This window comes from Pseudomonas sp. Van50 (assembly GCF_055390755.1).
In genome coordinates, this window is the sequence record NZ_AP024343.1 from 600481 (window position 1) to 617628 (window position 17148).

The 17148-nt window shown below is 62.2% G+C and carries 10 protein-coding genes and 1 pseudogene; 6 read left to right on the forward strand and 5 right to left on the reverse strand.

What is annotated here, in order from left to right; all coding sequences use genetic code 11:
* Positions 1–197: 197 nt before the first annotated feature.
* Positions 198–428 carry a hypothetical protein gene (locus ACZ5M5_RS02615; protein WP_060739490.1) on the forward strand — a complete coding sequence of 77 codons (231 nt, stop codon included), beginning with the start codon at positions 198–200 and terminating at the stop codon, positions 426–428.
* Complete coding sequence (locus ACZ5M5_RS02620) at positions 425–727, forward strand: cell division protein ZapA (protein ID WP_464738545.1); 303 nt, start codon at positions 425–427, stop codon at positions 725–727. Before ACZ5M5_RS02615 ends, ACZ5M5_RS02620 begins: the two co-directional genes overlap by 4 nt.
* A 217-nt stretch (positions 728–944) precedes the next feature.
* On the opposite strand, the gene ACZ5M5_RS02625 is transcribed toward ACZ5M5_RS02620, so the two are convergent.
* Both ACZ5M5_RS02625 and putA read right to left on the reverse strand, forming a co-directional pair.
* Positions 945–2747 (reverse strand): acyl-CoA dehydrogenase, encoded by a 1803-nt coding sequence (locus ACZ5M5_RS02625; RefSeq protein ID WP_060739488.1) that lies wholly within the window; start codon positions 2745–2747, stop codon positions 945–947.
* 274 nt (positions 2748–3021) lie between these two features.
* Positions 3022–6974 (reverse strand): annotated as a pseudogene (gene putA / locus ACZ5M5_RS02630) (trifunctional transcriptional regulator/proline dehydrogenase/L-glutamate gamma-semialdehyde dehydrogenase).
* 462 nt (positions 6975–7436) lie between these two features.
* Between putA and putP the strand changes: the two are divergent.
* Entirely contained in the window at positions 7437–8921 is a 1485-nt protein-coding gene (gene putP / locus ACZ5M5_RS02635; protein ID WP_192261926.1) for a sodium/proline symporter PutP, read from the forward strand.
* A 72-nt stretch (positions 8922–8993) separates the two neighbouring features.
* Here the strand turns inward: putP and ACZ5M5_RS02640 are convergent, their stop codons facing one another.
* On the reverse strand, positions 8994–9491 hold the full coding sequence (locus tag ACZ5M5_RS02640; RefSeq protein WP_464738546.1) for a DUF2165 family protein: 498 nt from the start codon (positions 9489–9491) through the stop codon (positions 8994–8996).
* Positions 9492–9759: 268 nt separating this feature from the next.
* On the opposite strand from ACZ5M5_RS02640, the gene ACZ5M5_RS02645 reads away from it, so the two are divergent.
* From ACZ5M5_RS02645 to ACZ5M5_RS02655, 3 genes are all read left to right on the forward strand, one after another.
* Positions 9760–11817, forward strand: a complete 2058-nt coding sequence (locus ACZ5M5_RS02645; RefSeq protein ID WP_464738547.1) for a type VI secretion system Vgr family protein — start codon at positions 9760–9762, stop codon at positions 11815–11817.
* On the forward strand, positions 11814–12545 hold the full coding sequence (locus ACZ5M5_RS02650; protein WP_464738548.1) for a DUF4123 domain-containing protein: 732 nt from the start codon (positions 11814–11816) through the stop codon (positions 12543–12545). Before ACZ5M5_RS02645 ends, ACZ5M5_RS02650 begins: the two co-directional genes overlap by 4 nt.
* Before the next feature lie 81 nt (positions 12546–12626).
* The gene (locus ACZ5M5_RS02655) at positions 12627–13463 is read left to right on the forward strand and encodes a 23S rRNA (adenine(2030)-N(6))-methyltransferase RlmJ (RefSeq protein WP_092203467.1); all 837 of its coding nucleotides are present in this window, start codon (positions 12627–12629) and stop codon (positions 13461–13463) included.
* 87 nt (positions 13464–13550) lie between these two features.
* Here ACZ5M5_RS02655 and msrA read toward each other — a convergent pair whose 3' ends face one another.
* Positions 13551–14198: a peptide-methionine (S)-S-oxide reductase MsrA gene (gene msrA / locus ACZ5M5_RS02660; protein WP_060739480.1), complete on the reverse strand. Its 648-nt coding sequence runs from the start codon at positions 14196–14198 to the stop codon at positions 13551–13553.
* An 84-nt stretch (positions 14199–14282) separates the two neighbouring features.
* Positions 14283–16976: a putative bifunctional diguanylate cyclase/phosphodiesterase gene (locus ACZ5M5_RS02665; protein ID WP_060739479.1), complete on the reverse strand. Its 2694-nt coding sequence runs from the start codon at positions 16974–16976 to the stop codon at positions 14283–14285.
* Positions 16977–17148: the final 172 nt, after the last annotated feature.

The window sequence follows — 17148 nt, forward strand, 5'->3', positions numbered from 1 at the left end:
GGTCATACGACTGAAGTCTTGAACGGGATCCTTGCTTTTGCCGCAGAACCACCCTGGAATGCGACGAAGGGTAGGAACCAGACTGCCCCTTCACAGTCTTTACCACTCGCCAGCGAAGCACCGCCGCTGGTAAAGCGTGGCATCGGCGGTGACTTTTCTTTATCGTACGCGCCCCTTGGAAAAGCCTGGAAATCAATATGTTGGAAACATCCCTCAGCCAACTGGAGCAACTGGTCAACGACCTGGTGCAACAGAACCTGCACCTCACCGGCCTGAACGAAACCCTGAGCGCCGAACTTGCCCAGGCCAAGGATGAAAACGAAAGCCTGCAACTGAGCCTGATGGAACAGGAAGAGCTGCACGGCGCCACCGCCGCCCGCATCCAGGCCCTGATCGAGCGCGCCAGCGCCGGTCCTGTCAGCGCATGAAGCACGGCGCCGATGGGGTGACGGTCATCTCGATCCTGGGAGAAGACTATTCAATCAAAGCGCCGGCCGGGCAGGAACAGGCCCTGTTGGACGCCGCTTCGATGCTCAAGGCCGCCCTGGCCGACACGAAAAGGAAATACCCGACGCTGATCGGCGATCGCCTGCTGGTATTGGCGGCCATGAACCTGTGTTCGCAACAGATCGAAATGCAGAAGAGCCATCAGGCGGAACTCGACCGTTACCAAGAGCAAGTCAGCGCCACGGTCGAGGTGATTGCCAAGACGATCCATCAGGCCTGAAACCGTTAACGAATGTTGACTGTGGGGCTTGTGTGGGAGCGAGCTTGCTCGCGATGGCGTCAGCACAGCTGCCTGTGTGTTGGCTGAAACACCGCTATCGCGAGCAAGCTCGCTCCCACAGTGGATCGGTGGTGAACGCAGATGTCGTGTTCACTTGGAACCCCTGTGGGAGCGAGCCTGCTCGCGGTTGGATCTCAGCCGCGCCACGAGTCTTGCCTCAGAACCACTCATCCCGCATCCCCAGGCACGTATCATCCCGCGCCTCGAGAATCGCCAGCTCATGGTGACACCCCGGCACTTCCCAGGTCAGGAAGTAGCGCGCCGCTTGCAGCTTGCCTTTATAGAAGTCGCTGTCCGCGGCATTGCCCCTGGCCAGGCCTTCCTCGGCACGAATCGCCTGTTCCAGCCAGCGCCAGCCGATCACCATGTGCCCAAACACTTTCAGGTACAGCGCCGAGTTGGCGAGGCTGCTGTTGACCTTGCCCTGGGCCAGGTCTGTCAGCAGGCCCAGGGTGACGGTTTGCAGGCGCGCCACCAACGCTTCCAGTGGCTGGTGTAATGGCGTCAACGATGGGTGCGCCTGGGCCCGTTCAATGGTGTCGGCCACCAGGCGGATCAACTGCTTGAGCCCGGCGCCGCCGTTCTGCGCCAGCTTTCGCCCCAGCAGGTCCAGGGACTGGATTCCATGGGTGCCTTCATGGATCGGGTTCAGGCGGTTGTCGCGATAATACTGCTCCACCGGGTATTCGCGGGTGTAGCCGTGACCGCCCAGGATCTGGATCGCCAGTTCGTTGGCTTTCAGGCAGAACTCCGAGGGCCAGGATTTGACGATGGGGGTCAGCAGGTCCAGCAGTTCATGGGCGCGCCGACGCTCGGCTTCGCTGTCCAGGGTGGTGGTGTCGTCGAACAGCCGCGCTGCGTACAAGCCCAGGTCAAATGAACCCTCGACGTAGGCTTTTTGGGTCAACAGCATGCGGCGCACGTCGGCGTGCTGGATGATCGCCACCGGGGCGGTGGTCGGGTCCTTGCTGTCGGGCACCCTGCCCTGCGGACGTTCGCGGGCGTATTCAAGGGAATACAGGTAGCCGGCGTAACCCAGCATCACCGCACCCATGCCGACGCCGATGCGCGCCTCGTTCATCATCTGGAACATGTAGCTCAGGCCGTGGTGCGGCTTGCCCACGAGGTAACCGACACATTCGCCGTTGTCGCCGAAGTTCAACGCGGTCGACGTGGTGCCGCGCCAGCCCATCTTGTGGAACAGCCCGGCCAGCAGCACGTCGTTACGCGGGCCGAGGCTGCCATCGTCGTTGACCAGGAACTTGGGCACGATAAACAGCGAAATGCCCTTCACGCCCGGCGGTGCGTCCGGCAATTTCGCCAGGACCATGTGCACGATGTTTTCCGACAGCGGATGATCGCCACCGGAGATGAAGATCTTGTTGCCCTTGAGTCGATAGGTGCCATCGGACGCAGGCTCTGCCCGTGTACGAATATCCGACAGCGAAGAACCTGCATGGGGTTCGGTCAGGGCCATGGTGCCAAAGAAGCGGCCGTCGATCATCGGTTGCAGGAAGCGTTGCTTCTGCTCCTCGCTGCCGAAGCTTTCGATCAGGTTCGCCGCGCCCATGGTCAGGAACGGGTAGGAGGTCGATGCGGCATTGGCCGACTGGAAGTGTGCGAAGCAGGCCTGGGACAGCAGTGTCGGCAACTGCATGCCTCCGGCGTCGAAGCTGCGCGCGGCATTGAGAAAACCGGCCTCCAGAAAGGCATCCACCGCTGGCTTCACCTCGGGAATCAGGATCGCCTGGCCGTTCTCGTAGCGCGGTTCGTTTTCATCGTTCTTGCGGTTGTGGGGCGCGAAGAATTTCTCGGCGATGCTGCGGGCCGTGCCGAGGGCTGCGTCGAAGGTTTCGCGATTGTGTTCGGCAAACCGCTCGCGCTGGGTCAGGCCCTCGGCATCGAGGACTTCGTACAGCTCGAAAGCCAGATTACGGGAACTGAGCAACGTCTCGGACATGGCGGCCTACCTTTTTTTGGAATGGGCCGAGTCTAGGCGTGGCAATGGAGGCTGAACAGGATGATTGATTTGAGTGATGGAGGAGCGAGGGTGACGCTAATCAAAATGTGGGAGCGAGCTTTGTGGGAGCAAGGCTTGCCCGCGATGAAAGCGCCGCGGTTCTCTTGAGTACCGCAGTGCCTGGATCGCGAGCAAGCTTTGCTCCCACAGCGTTCATGCCCACAGGGATTTCGTTGACCAGGCACCCATTGCAGGTGCCTGGTCTACAGCGGGTTTAGCCGATGGTCATCAGGCTGGCGTTACCCCCGCCGCGGCGGTATTGACGCTCAAGGCCCGCTCGATCACCAAACGCTCCAACGCAATGTTGGTCTCGCCCTGGGACAAACCATGCACCCCGACGATGGCGCCGGCACGCTTGGCCACCTGCTGGCAAACGTCGCGCAGTTGGTCCGAATCGCCGTGGTGCAGGACCGCGTCGAACAGCACATCGTCCTTGGTCCAGTCGGCAACCCGCTGAATGCGTGCCTGAATCTCTTTCGGCAAGCGGGCGAACAAGGCCTTGCTGGTGTCGGTTTCCGGCCATACGGCCGAGCCGCCCACGGCCAGTACGGCCGCCAGTTGCGTCAGCAGGTCGCCTTCCACGTCGGCCAGGCACAGCACGTGCTCGCGCGGCAGGATGGCATAACTGTTGCGTTCGCCGGTCGGGCCGGTCAACTGGCGGGTGATGCCGCTTTGCGATTGGGCCGCGAACTGCACGCACAGGGCGCTCAGTTCGGCGAGCTTCTGGCTGTCGGCCCAAGCTTGCAGGGCGGTCAGCGGTTTGCTCATGGCATCGCGCAAGCGCAGGTCCGGCGCAACCAAGGCATCGCCACGGACGAAGGACTGCTGGATCGCATCGGTAGGACGAGTCGACAGCAGGCGGTACAGGTACAGCGGACCACCGGCCTTGGGGCCGGTGCCCGACAGGCCTTCGCCACCAAACGGCTGCACACCGACCACGGCGCCGACAATGTTGCGGTTGACGTAGACGTTACCGGCATGGACGTTGTCGATCACCTTGGCGATGGTCTCGTCGATGCGTGTGTGCACGCCCAGGGTCAGGCCGTAGCCGGAGGCGTTGATCTGGTCGATCAACTGACCCAGTTCCTTGCGCTTGTAGCGCACCACGTGCAGCACCGGACCGAAGATCTCCCGCTGCAGCTCGTCGAAGCTTTCCAGCTCGATCAGGGTCGGCATCACGAAGGTGCCGCGCTTGCACTCGTCGCTGTCGGCGATTGCCATCTGGTACACGGTGCGCCCCTTGTCGCGCATGGCCTGGATGTGTTTCTCGATGCCAGCCTTGGCTTCGGCATCGATCACCGGGCCGATGTCTACCGACAGACGCTCAGGGTTGCCGAGACGTGCTTCAGCCATGGCGCCCTTGAGCATTTCGATGACGCGGTCGGCGGAATCTTCCTGCAGGCACAGGACGCGCAGGGCCGAGCAACGCTGGCCGGCACTGTCGAAGGCCGAGGACACGACGTCGATGACCACTTGTTCGGTCAGGGCCGAGGAGTCGACGATCATGGCGTTCTGGCCGCCGGTCTCGGCGATCAGCGGGATCGGTCGGCCCTGGTTGTCCAGGCGTCCGGCGATGTTGCGTTGCAGCAGCCGGGCGACTTCGGTGGAGCCGGTGAACATCACGCCTTTGACCCGATCGTCGCCGACCAGGCGGGCGCCAACGGTTTCGCCACGGCCCGGCAGCAGTTGCAGGACGCCTTCCGGAATGCCGGCTTCGAGCATCAGGCGCACCGCCTGGGCAGCCACCAGCGGCGTCTGCTCGGCGGGCTTGGCCAGAACCGGGTTGCCGGCGGCCAGTGCGGCGGCAACCTGGCCGCTGAAAATCGCCAGCGGGAAGTTCCACGGGCTGATGCAGACCACCGGGCCCAGAGGGCGGTGGGCGTCGTTGGTGAAATCGTTGCGCGCCTGCACCGCGTAGTACCGCAGGAAATCCACGGCTTCACGCACTTCGGCGATGGCGTTGGCGAAGGTCTTGCCGGCTTCGCGGGCCAGCAGGCCCATCAGCGGCTGGATCTCGCCTTCCATCAGGTCGGCGGCACGCTCGAGGATCGCGGCACGTTCGGCTGGCGGCGTGGCCTGCCAGATCGGTGCGGCGTTGAGGGCGCACTGGATGGCGTTGTCGACGTCGGCAACCGTGGCTTCCTGCACATGGCCGACCACATCGCGGTGATCGGACGGGTTCAGCACCGCTGCCGGGGTTTCTTCGCTGGCAGCGCAACCGAGCATCGGCGCGGCTTTCCAGTCGTTGTGGGCAGTGGCCAGCAGAGCGCAGGACAGCGACGCCAGGCGATGCTCGTTGGCCAGGTCGATGCCGCTGGAGTTGGCGCGGTCGCTACCGTACAAGTCGCGCGGCAGCGGAATACGTGGGTGCGGCAAGCCGAAACCGCCTTCCAGGGTTGCCATCTGCTCGATGCTGGCCACTGGATCGGCCACCAGCTCCTGAATGGAAATCGACTGGTCGGCGATGCGGTTGACGAACGAGGTGTTCGCGCCGTTTTCCAGCAAGCGGCGTACGAGGTAGGCCAGCAGTGTTTCGTGGGTGCCGACCGGGGCGTACACACGGCACGGACGGTTCAGCTTGCCTTCGGAGACCTTGCCTACAACTTGTTCGTACAGCGGTTCACCCATGCCGTGCAGGCACTGGAATTCGTACTGGCCCGGGTAATAGTTCTGACCGGCGATGTGATAAATGGCCGACAGGGTATGGGCGTTGTGCGTGGCGAATTGCGGGTAGATGACTTCCGGCACCGACAGCAGCTTGCGCGCGCAAGCGATGTAGGACACGTCGGTGTACACCTTGCGGGTGTACACCGGATAGCCTTCCAGGCCTTCGACCTGGGCGCGCTTGATCTCGCTGTCCCAGTACGCGCCTTTTACCAGGCGAATCATCAGGCGGTGGCGGCTGCGCCGGGCCAGGTCGATGACGTAGTCGATCACGTACGGGCAACGCTTCTGGTAGGCCTGGATCACGAAGCCGATGCCGTTCCAGCCGGTCAACTGCGGCTCGAAGCACAGGCGCTCCAGCAGGTCCAGGGACAGTTCGAGGCGGTCGGCTTCCTCGGCGTCGATGTTCAGGCCGATGTCGTATTGCTTGGCCAGCAGGGTCAGCGACAGCAGGCGCGGGTACAGCTCGTCCATGACGCGCTCGTACTGGGCGCGGCTGTAGCGCGGGTGCAGGGCCGAGAGCTTGATGGAAATGCCCGGGCCTTCATAAATCCCACGGCCATGGGACGCTTTGCCGATCGAGTGAATGGCTTGTTCGTACGAGGCCAGGTACTTCTGGGCGTCATGTTCGGTGAGTGCGGCTTCACCCAGCATGTCGTAGGAATAGCGGAAACCTTTGGCTTCGAACTTGCTGGCGTTGGCCAGGGCCTCGGCGATGGTTTCGCCGGTGACGAACTGTTCGCCCATCAGGCGCATGGCCATGTCGACGCCCTTGCGGATCATCGGCTCGCCGCTCTTGCCGATGATGCGGCTCAGGGAGGAGGTCAGGCCCGTTTCGTTATGGGTGGCGACCAGCTTGCCGGTCAGCAACAGGCCCCAAGTGGCGGCATTGACGAACAGCGACGGGCTGTTGCCGAGGTGCGGCTGCCAGTTGCCGGTGCTGATCTTGTCGCGGATCAGTGCATCACGAGTGCCTTTGTCCGGGATGCGCAGCAGTGCCTCGGCCAGGCACATCAGGGCCACGCCTTCCTGGGACGACAGGGAAAATTCCTGCAGTAAGCCCTGAACGATACCGGCACGGCCGCCGGCACTTTTCTGGTTACGCAGTTTTTCCGCAATCGAAGCCGCCAGCTTGTTGGTGGCTTCGGCCATTTCCAGCGGCAGGCGGGCCTGCTCGATCAGCATCGGCACCACTTCCGGCTCAGGGCGACGGTAAGCGGCGGTAATGGAGGCGCGCAGGACCGATTGCGGCAGGATGCTCTCGGCAAATTCGAGGAAGCATTGGTGAGCATGGTCGACCTGTACGTCGCCGGCATCATCGCTGTCGGCGCGGGGTGAACCGTTCAGCTCGGTCAGGGTTGCACCACCCTCGAGTTTTTCCAGGTAATTGAAAATTGCCTGCTTGATCAGCCAGTGCGGCGTGCGATCGATCGAGGTTGCGGCCGCCTTGAGGCGTTCGCGGGTCGGGTCATCGAGTTTGACCCCAAGGGTGGTGGTAGCCATATTTTTATCCTCATGTTTACCACGTATGGCGTGGCATCAGCTGGCGGCAAGATTAGCTGTGGGATGAATGAGGTGCAACCGGGTGCAACCCTTTTTTTCTTGAAATGACAGGCAGCTCATCCGGAAGCCAGGGCGACCCCGTCAATCCTGCACCGGCTTAGTGCTTTGACTTCTAGTGATGCGCTACGGACTGCACTAAAAGGGAGCAAAAAACGGCGTTTTTGCGATAAAACCGATCAGGTGCAACTTATTCGAGCGAAACTGGTTGCACCTTATTTGATTTGTTGAATAGCATTCGCGGCCAAGGTGCAACCGGCTCCAAGCCGAGGGGCATCGGCTGATGGCTTTCCTGGGGAAACATCAGTCATAAATTCGCGGAACTGCAAATCGTCGCTACAACGTCTGCGTTGTCGGCGCTTCCAACTGCCACCGCACCATAAAAACAAAGCCAGGGCGTAACTCATGAGTGTTAGTAATCCCACCTTGATCACTTTCGTGATCTACATCGCAGCCATGGTCCTGATCGGCCTGATGGCTTACCGCTCCACCAATAACCTTTCCGACTACATCCTGGGCGGTCGCAGCCTGGGCAGCGTGGTCACGGCCTTGTCCGCCGGTGCTTCCGACATGAGCGGTTGGTTGTTGATGGGTTTGCCGGGTGCCATCTATATGTCTGGCCTGTCGGAAAGCTGGATCGCCATCGGCCTGATCGTCGGCGCCTACTTGAACTGGCTGTTCGTGGCCGGTCGCCTGCGGGTACAGACCGAGCACAACGGTGACGCCCTGACCCTGCCGGATTACTTCTCCAGCCGTTTCGAAGACAAGAGCGGCCTGCTGCGAATCATCTCCGCGGTGGTGATCCTGGTGTTCTTCACCATCTACTGTGCTTCCGGCATCGTGGCCGGTGCCCGTCTGTTCGAAAGCACCTTCGGCATGTCCTACGAGACGGCATTGTGGGCCGGTGCTGCCGCGACCATCGCCTACACCTTCGTTGGCGGTTTCCTGGCCGTGAGCTGGACCGACACCGTACAAGCCACCCTGATGATCTTCGCGCTGATCCTGACGCCGATCATCGTGCTGCTGGCCACTGGCGGCGTGGACACCACGTTCCTGGCCATCGAAGCGAAAGATCCTTCGTCCTTCGACATGCTGAAAAACACCACCTTCATCGGCATCATCTCGCTGATGGGTTGGGGCCTGGGTTATTTCGGCCAACCCCACATCCTGGCGCGCTTCATGGCGGCGGATTCGGTCAAGTCGATCGCCAATGCCCGTCGCATTTCCATGACCTGGATGATCCTGTGCCTGGGCGGCACCGTGGCGGTGGGCTTCTTCGGTATCGCTTACTTCTCGGCACACCCCGATGTGGCCGGTCCCGTGACCGAGAACCCAGAGCGCGTGTTCATCGAGCTGGCGAAGATCCTGTTCAACCCGTGGCTTGCGGGTGTGTTGCTGTCGGCCATCCTGGCGGCGGTGATGAGTACCTTGAGCTGCCAGTTGCTGGTGTGCTCCAGCGCCCTGACCGAAGACTTCTACAAGACTTTCCTGCGCAAGAGCGCTTCCCAGCTGGAACTGGTCTGGGTCGGTCGCGCCATGGTGTTGCTGGTGGCCTTGGTCGCCATTGCCCTGGCCGCTAACCCGGAAAACCGCGTACTGGGTCTGGTGAGCTACGCCTGGGCTGGTTTCGGTGCTGCCTTCGGTCCGGTTGTCCTGATCTCCGTCATCTGGAAGAACATGACCCGCAATGGCGCGCTCGCCGGCATTCTGGTGGGTGCAATCACCGTGATCGTCTGGAAGCATTTCGCGCTGCTGGGCCTGTACGAAATCATCCCGGGCTTCATCTTCGCCAGCCTGGCCATCTACCTGGTCAGCAAGATGGGCTCGCCTACCGCGGGTATGCTGCAGCGCTTCGACGCGGCGGAAAAAGATTTTCGTCTGAACCAGTAAGGTCTTCAGTGCGGCTTCGAGCCTGCGGGTGATCCATTGTGGCGAGGGAGCAAGCTCCCTCGCCACTGCCCTCTATCCCTTCATCTCGGCGTCAGGCTGGTTGAGAAAGATCAACACGCCCATGATCGCCATATAGAACCTGAACGCGGCGTCCTGGCCATTCCAGATTTCTGATTGCCACATCAGAAACCATTCGCCACCAACGACCATGAAGCCAAAGAACCAGACGAAGAAACCGACCGTCAAACCGGCCACGGACCATCGTTTGGCGCGGGCGAACGCCCCGGCCTCGGCTCGGCGTGCCTGCCACAGTTTCACTGCGCCGTAGCCCAAAAGCCCCGACGTCAGCGCTTCGCCGAAGATGATCAGCCAATACGCGCCATGCCACATCCAGGGTTGATCGATGGCGCGATACCGGGAGGCATTGTCGGGGAAGGTGGTGTCCATACTCAGCACGTGCTGGACGAAGTTGAAGTTGGAGCGGTAGTCCGTGACGTTGTTGAATACGGTCAGGAAAGCGAATGCGGCGAGTGCCAGGATCATTGCGATTTTTGCGTAGCGTGTCGTCATGCCATGCGTCCTTTGCTTTTTTGCGACCAAGAGCACGTTATCACGCCCACCCCCGACCAGAGATCGAGCACATTGCAAGAAACGGCTGATTCACGTGTAGGAAGGCTGCGGGTGGCCGCGATGCTTCGAATGTCTATCGGAAAATGCATCACGCTCTGCAGCTTTTAGCTTCTTGGATGTAGGGCAAATCTGTTTTTCCTGACCTCCCATACACGTCCCCTACTGCTCGTGCAGAATCGCCCGCCTCCATTCAGCAGAGGCACATCGGATGTTCCCGCCTGCCAATCCACCGCGTTTCACGCTGACCTTCGACAGCGGGCCGAATGAACTCAGGGTACTTGAGTTCAAGGGCAAGGAAACCATCAGCCAGCCCTATCGCTTTGACGTGGAACTGGTCAGCGAGCGCTGCGACCTGGTACTGGAAGAACTTCTGCATCGCCAGGCATTCCTGCGGTTCGATGGTCGGGGAGGGGGCGTGCACGGTCAGGTCTATAGCGTAGCCCAAGGCGATTCGGGCAGACGCCTGACCCGTTACCAGGTCAGCCTGGTGCCGCGCCTGGCCTACTTGCGCCACCGCACCAACCAGCGGATTTTCCAGCATTTGAGCGTGCCTGATATCGTCGCCCGGGTGCTGAAGGAGCACGGGGTCCTGGAGGGGGCCTTCCAGTTCATTCTCGCAGGGCACTATCCCGAGCGTGAATACTGTGTGCAGTACGCCGAAAGCGACCTGACGTTCATCGAGCGGATCTGTGCCGAAGTCGGTATCCACTATCACTTTCGGCACCGCCCTGACGGCCATCTGCTGGTGTTCGGTGACGATCAGACTGGGTTCCCCCGCCTGGCCGAATCGACGTTGTACCTGGCGGACAGTGGCATGGCTGCCGACGCGCCGGCCATCAAGCGTTTGGCGGTGCGGCTCCAGACCCGCGCCACGGCCGTAACGTTGCGCGATTACGACTTCCGCAAGCCCGGCCTGTTGTTGCAAACCCACCTCGACAGTCGGCAGTTGCCAGCGCTCGAGGACTATCGCTACCCCGGTGGGTTCTGCGACCGGGACGATGGCAAGCACCTGGCCCGGCGTGCCCTTGAGCGTCACGGTGCCGATCATCGCGTGGCGCAGGGCAACAGCGATGACAGCGCTTTCGTCAGCGGGCATTTCATGCGTATCAAGGGCCACCCCAGGGAGCAGTGGAACGATCTCTGGCTCCTGACGCATATCGACCATCATGGCCGCCAACCCCAGGTGCTGGAAGAAACAGCCGCCGCCGGCCCGGATGAATTCCAGGGCTACAGAAACACCTTTCTCGCCACACCGTGGGAAGCGTTTTTTCGGCCGCCCCTGCACCCTGAAAAGCCCCGTGCCAACGGCTACCAGTCAGCGGTGGTGACCGGGCCGGTGGACAGCGAGATCCATTGCGATGAGTTCGGGCGGGTCAAGGTGCAACTGGCCTGGGATCGCGACGGCCAGCGCGACGAACATTCCAGTTGCTGGCTGCGAGTGGCCTCGGGTTGGGCCCATGATCACTATGGTGCAGTGCTGATTCCCCGGGTCGGCATGGAAGTTTTGGTGGGGTTCATCGATGGCGACGTGGACAAGCCATTGGTGGTGGGTTGCCTGCCCAACGGCGCCAACCCGGTGCCGTTGGACCTGCCGGCGGACAAGACCCGCAGTATTTGGCGCAGCCAGAGCAGTCCCGGTGGGGGAGGCTATAACGAGTTGCGTATCGAGGACCGCAAGGGGGCCGAGGAAATCTACCTGCGGGCCCAGCGCAACTGGACCCAGCACGTGCTGCACGACCAGCGGGTGCAGGTCGATCACGAGCGCAGCATCGTCGTCACCGGTACGGCACGGCACGAACTCAAGGCCGATGAGCAGCGCGTTACCCATGGCCGGCGCCAGGCTGAAGTCCGCCAGGACGATCATCTGCTGGTGGGCGGCGAGCGGCATGTTCGCGTGACCGGCCAGGTCCTGAACGCCAGCCGGCAGTTTCATGTCAGTGCCGGCCAGCAAGTGGTCCTGGAGGCTGGCGCCAGTGTGACCCTCCAGGCTGGCGGTCATTGGATCAACATTGGTGCCGACGGGATTTTCAGCAGCGTGCCGATCGAGGTCGGTGGGGCGCCGATGGCGGTCATGAGGGCGGAGGCGGGTTCGCCGGTCAGCTCCGGGCAGCAGGTCGCTGCGCCGGCCCCTCGGCTTTCCCTGGCGCAAATCCTCAGCTTCCAAGGCTCGGCGCCGTTCTGCGAGGAGTGCGAGCGGTGCAGAAGCGGCGTCTGCGCAGGGCTATCGGTCTTTCACAAAACTGTCGACACACAGGAGCGCCCATGAACAGCGGCCAAACGCCCCGCGCCTGGCTTGAGCACCATCCGTTGCAGGCGTCCGAGCAACTGTTCGCCATTTTCAGCAATGCCAGCAGCGCTGGGGCGTTGGCGGCCTGGCGCCGTTCGATGGCCGCGACACCCACGGCGATCTGGGCCGACACGCCGTACGCCGAGTGGGAAGCGGTCATGCCCTATGTAGGGCTTGTTCGCGCGGACTGTGGGTTTCTTGATTGGATAGCGACCGCCGACTCGCTCGATTGGGGCTGGCTGGCGGTGTCGTGTGCCAGCCAGGAAACCCTTGCCGAGCATTTGCGGGGGGTGACGCAGGTGCTGTTGCCGGGTGGCAAGCCGGTTTTCCTGCGTTTTTGGGATGGGCGCTTCATGGGACCGATCCTGCAATCGACGGCGGTGGATGCCGGGGAGCTCCTGCCGGTCATCAATCGTTGCCTGATCAACGCTCAATCCCTTGAGTTCGTGGGAAGCCTCCAGCGGCCGGCGCGGATGTTTCCTTGGTGGGAAGTGCCGGTGGCGCTGCTGGACGCCATGACCGAGGTCCCGACGAATTGTCTGGTGGATAACTTGCTCACCTGGCTTGGCCAGGAGCATCCGTCTCTGTACGAGCGCGTTGACCACCGCATCCTGCGGCGCAAGATTGCTCACTTTCTTGAGCGATCGAAGCCGGTTGTCGCGCCAAAGGCGCCCTTGCAGGCGTACTTGCTGCGGGAGCTGGGCTGATCGTGGCGTGTCCGCCGGGCTGCCAACCCCTGACGTTCGGCGCGCTTCAAGGTAAACTCGTCGCCCTTCGCAGGAGCCGCCATGAATTATCGCCACGCCTTCCACGCCGGCAATCACGCCGACGTGTTCAAACACCTGACCTTGACCCGCCTCATCGCGCTGATGTCGCGCAAGGAACAGCCCTTCGCCTACCTCGACACCCACGCGGGCATCGGGCTGTACGACTTGCAGGGTGACCAGGCCAACCGTACCGGTGAGTATCTGGAAGGCATTGCGCGGTTGTGGGGCGAGGGCGACCTGCCGCCATTGACTGCCGATTACATGAAGGTGCTGCACGAGATGAACCCGGACGGGCAACTGCGCTACTACCCGGGCTCGCCGGAACTGGCGCGGCGCCTGACTCGTCCCCAGGACCGTGTGCTGCTCAACGAAAAACACCCTGAAGACGGTGTGTTGCTCAAGGACAACATGAAAGGCGACCGTCGCGTGGCGGTGCACCTGGGTGAAGGCTGGCATGTGCCGCGGGCGTTGCTGCCGGTGGCCGAAAAGCGTGCCTTGATGCTGATCGATCCGCCCTTCGAGCAGCTTGACGAGATGCAGCGCTGCGCCGCCTCGCTCAAGGAGGCCATTGGCCGGATGCGCCAGACGGTGGCGGCCATCTGGTACCCGGTGAAGGACCAGCGGATGTTGCGCCGCTTCTACCAGGACCTGGCCGGCACGGGAGCGCCGAAGCTGTTGCGCGTGGAGCTGCTGGTGCACCCACTGGCGACGCCCAACAGCCTGAACGGCTCCGGCCTGGCGATTGCCAATCCGCCGTGGGGGCTGGAAGAGGAGTTGCGTGAGCTGCTGCCGTGGCTGTCGAAAAAGCTGGGGCAGACCCAGGGCGGGTGGCAGATGGATTGGTTGATCGCTGAGTGATGCCTTGCTGGCGTCTGGAAGGGCGCTATCGCGAGCACATTCAACATCTCCGCCCCAGGCCCACCGCTATCGCGAGCAGGCTTTCAGTCAGATCGGGCAGGTCACGCCGGTCCCGCCAATCCCGCAATAGCCTTCCGGGTTTTTCGCCAGGTACTGCTGGTGATAGGTCTCGGCGAAGTAGAACGTCGGTGCTTCTTCGATTTCGGTGGTGATGGTGCCTTTGCCGGCCTTGGTCAACTCAGCCTGGAAGACTTGCTCGCTGTGTTTGGCCGCCGCCAGTTGGTCCGGGTTGGTGGCATAGATCACCGAACGGTACTGGGTGCCGATGTCGTTCCCCTGGCGCATGCCCTGGGTCGGGTTGTGCAGTTCCCAGAACATCTTCAGAAGCTGTTCGTAGCTGACTTTCGCAGGCTCGTAGACTACCAGCACCACTTCGCTGTGGCCGGTAAGGCCCGAGCAGACTTCTTCGTACGTCGGGTTCGGGGTGAAACCACCGGCGTAACCCACCGCGGTACTGACCACGCCTTCGCGCTGCCAGAACTTGCGTTCCGCGCCCCAGAAGCAGCCGAGGCCGAAGATCGCGAAATCCACGTCCATGGCAAACGGGCCCAGCAGGGGCGCGTCGAGGACGAAGTGTTTGTCCGGCACGGTCATCGGGGTTTCACGGCCAGGCAGGGCTTGTTCTTGAGTAGGAAGCACGTTTTTATTCACCAGGATTTCCGAGCGCAAGACCATTATCAGTCCTCTCAGTCAGATTGAATTGAGCGAAGTAGACCGTCAGTGTGCCTCAGAAAAGCCGCCGCAAGCTATACGCAGCTGTCAGACCAGAGGCCCGCGCGGGTAGCGCTTGAGCTTTTCGATCAGCTCCGCGCCGGGGATGGGACGGTCGAACAGGTAGCCCTGGCCGACGTCGCAGCGGTGACGCCGCAGGAACGTCAGTTGCTGGGCGGTTTCGATGCCTTCGGCCACGACCTTGAGTTTCAGGTTGTGAGCCATGGCGATCACCGCCGAGGTGATTTCCATGTCGTCCTGGTTGTCCGGGATCTCATGGATGAAGCTGCGATCGATCTTGATGATGTCGATCGGGAATTTTTTCAGGTAGCTCAGGGATGAGTACCCGGTGCCGAAGTCGTCCATGGCCAGGGTCAGCCCCAGGCGCTTGAGCTGGTCGAGCTGCAAGTGGGTGTCTTCGGTGGCTTCCAGCAGCAGGCCTTCGGTCAACTCCAGTTCCAGCAGGCGGGCCGGCAGTTGTTCCTCCTTGAGGATGCTGGCGATGGAGGCCACCAAGTCCGGGTCGGAGAACTGCTTGGGCGACAGGTTGATCGCCACTTGCAGGTTGCCCAGGCCGGCCGCGGTCAGCTGTTTACTCATCCGGCAGGCCTGGCGGGCGATCCATTTGCCGATGGGGATGATCAGGCCGGTTTCTTCGGCCACGCTGATGAACTGGTCCGGGCGGATCATGCCCTTTTCCGGATGGTTCCAGCGCAGCAGTGCCTCCATGCCCAGCAGACGGCCGCTGCGCAGGCACAGCTTGGGCTGGTAGAACACGTCCAATTCGTTCTGGGTCAAGGCGCGACGCAGGTTGTTTTCGACGAACAGCTTGTAGCTGGCCTCGGCATTCAGCGCCTCGGTGAACACCTGGACCTGATGCTTGCCGTTGGCCTTGGCCTTGTGCAGGGCGAGACCGGCGTTGCGCATCAGGGTCTGCGGATCACGGCCGTGCAGCGGCGCGCAGGCCAGGCCCACGGAGCCGGTCACGCTGATCAACTGGTTGTCGACGAACATCGGTTTGTCGAGGGTCATCAGCAATTGGCTGGCAATCTGCTGCCCGGCCTCCAGGCTCGTGTCGTCCAGCAGCACGGCGAACTCGTTACTGGCGAAGCGCGCCAGGCTGCCGCTGGGGCTCAGGCTGTTGCGCAGGCGCCGGGCCAGGCTGATCAGCAGCTTGTCGCCGGTCTGGTGGCCGAGGCTGTCGTTGATGCGCTTGAAGTTGTCGATGTCCACCAGCAGCAGGCTGATGGGCGAGTCGCTGTCCCGGGCAAAGCGCTCATCGAGGTTGCGAATGAACGCCGGACGGTTGCCCAGGTTGGTCAGGTTATCGGTGTAGGCCAGGCGCTCGATGCGCTGCTGGGCCAGTTTGGTCTGGGTGATGTCTTCGTAGATGCCGATGTAGTGGGTCAGCTCGCGGTTGTCGCCGTAGACCTTGGAAATCGACAACTGGCCCCAGTAGGGTTCCAGGTTCTTGCGCCGGCTCTTGAACTCGCCCTGCCAACTGTTGCTCTGGGCCAGCGCCGAGGGCGCGTCGAACAGCAGCTCGCTGAGGTTCTCCAGGGCCGGCAGTTCCGAGAGGCGTTGGCCGTGGACTTCCTCGGTGGTGTACTGGGTGATCGCGGTGAAGCTTGGGTTGACGTACTCCACCACACCGTCGCAATTGACCAGCAGGAACGCGTTGGCGCTTTGCTCCACGGCGCGCTGGAACAGGTGCAGGGCGCTGGTGGCGGTGCGGCGGTTGTGGTTGTTGATGACCTGGGCGAATTGGTCCGCCAGTTCGCCGGCAAAGGCGATCTCATCCGACTGCCAGGCGCGGGTGGCCCCCACTTGTTCCAGGCACAGCACGCCCACCACTTGGCCGTCGATGCGCACGCTGGCGTCGAGGATGGCGTTGACGTCGCGGGCGCGCAGGCTTTCGGCCATTTCCCGGGTGCGCGGGTCACGCATCGCATTGTGGGCGTCGATGGCGCGACAGGTCTGCAGCGCTTCCATGTAGTCGGGAAACTCGCTGGCGTCGATGACCGCCGGCAGGAAGTATTCCTGGGAGGCGCGGTTGTAGGCGGAAATCGGCACCAGTTTGCCGTCGTCCAGGTTCCAGATACTGGCGCAGTCGATTTGGTAGATGTCGCAGGCGCTGCGGGTGATGAGTTCGGCCGCTTCGAGCAGGGAGTTGTTGGCGCTGTAGCGTTGGCGGGTCAATAGCAGGATGAGGTCTTGTTGGGCGCGTACCCGGTCCAGGTGCTGGAGCTGCTCTTGCTGGGCGCGCTGGTTCAGTTCCAGGGCGATCTGCAGGCGCGAGTTCTGGGTTTCCAGGTCCAGGGCCGGCAGGGAGGGTTCGCTTTGCAGCAAATTGTCCACCACCAGCAGGTAACCGCGCAGCAGATGACGATTGTGCTGTCTGTAGGCTTCGCCCGTCTCCAGCACATTCATCGGGCCCTTGGCGGTGTGGAGCGTGTAGCGAATCTGGTAATGCGCGGCCTGGGCCAGTTGCTGCTGGATGGCGTCGTGCAATTGATAGCGCGCTTCGGGTTCCATCAGGCTGGCGTAGGGCGAGCTGACCAGCGAGCACAGTTCTACCGCCGGCAGGCCGAAGTGTCGCTCGCAGTTGGGGTCGAGAAACAACAGCGCCCAGCTAGCTTCATTCAGCCGTTCGAAACGCAGCATACCGAGCCGCGCGGGCACCGGTAACTGCGTCACTACCTCGGCCGCCATACGGCTGGCGGCATCGGGTTGGCTTTTCATGGGGAAACTCGCTTCGAAAATGCTGATCGCGCCGGGCTGACGCCCTCGTTATTACGGATTGGCGCAAGGTTGCATCATTGCGGCACTGGCTGACAAGAGAGATGAAGGCCAAGTGCTATAAACCTTTTATCGGCCGACAAAGGGATTTCTCCAGTCGCCAGCCGATCAGAGG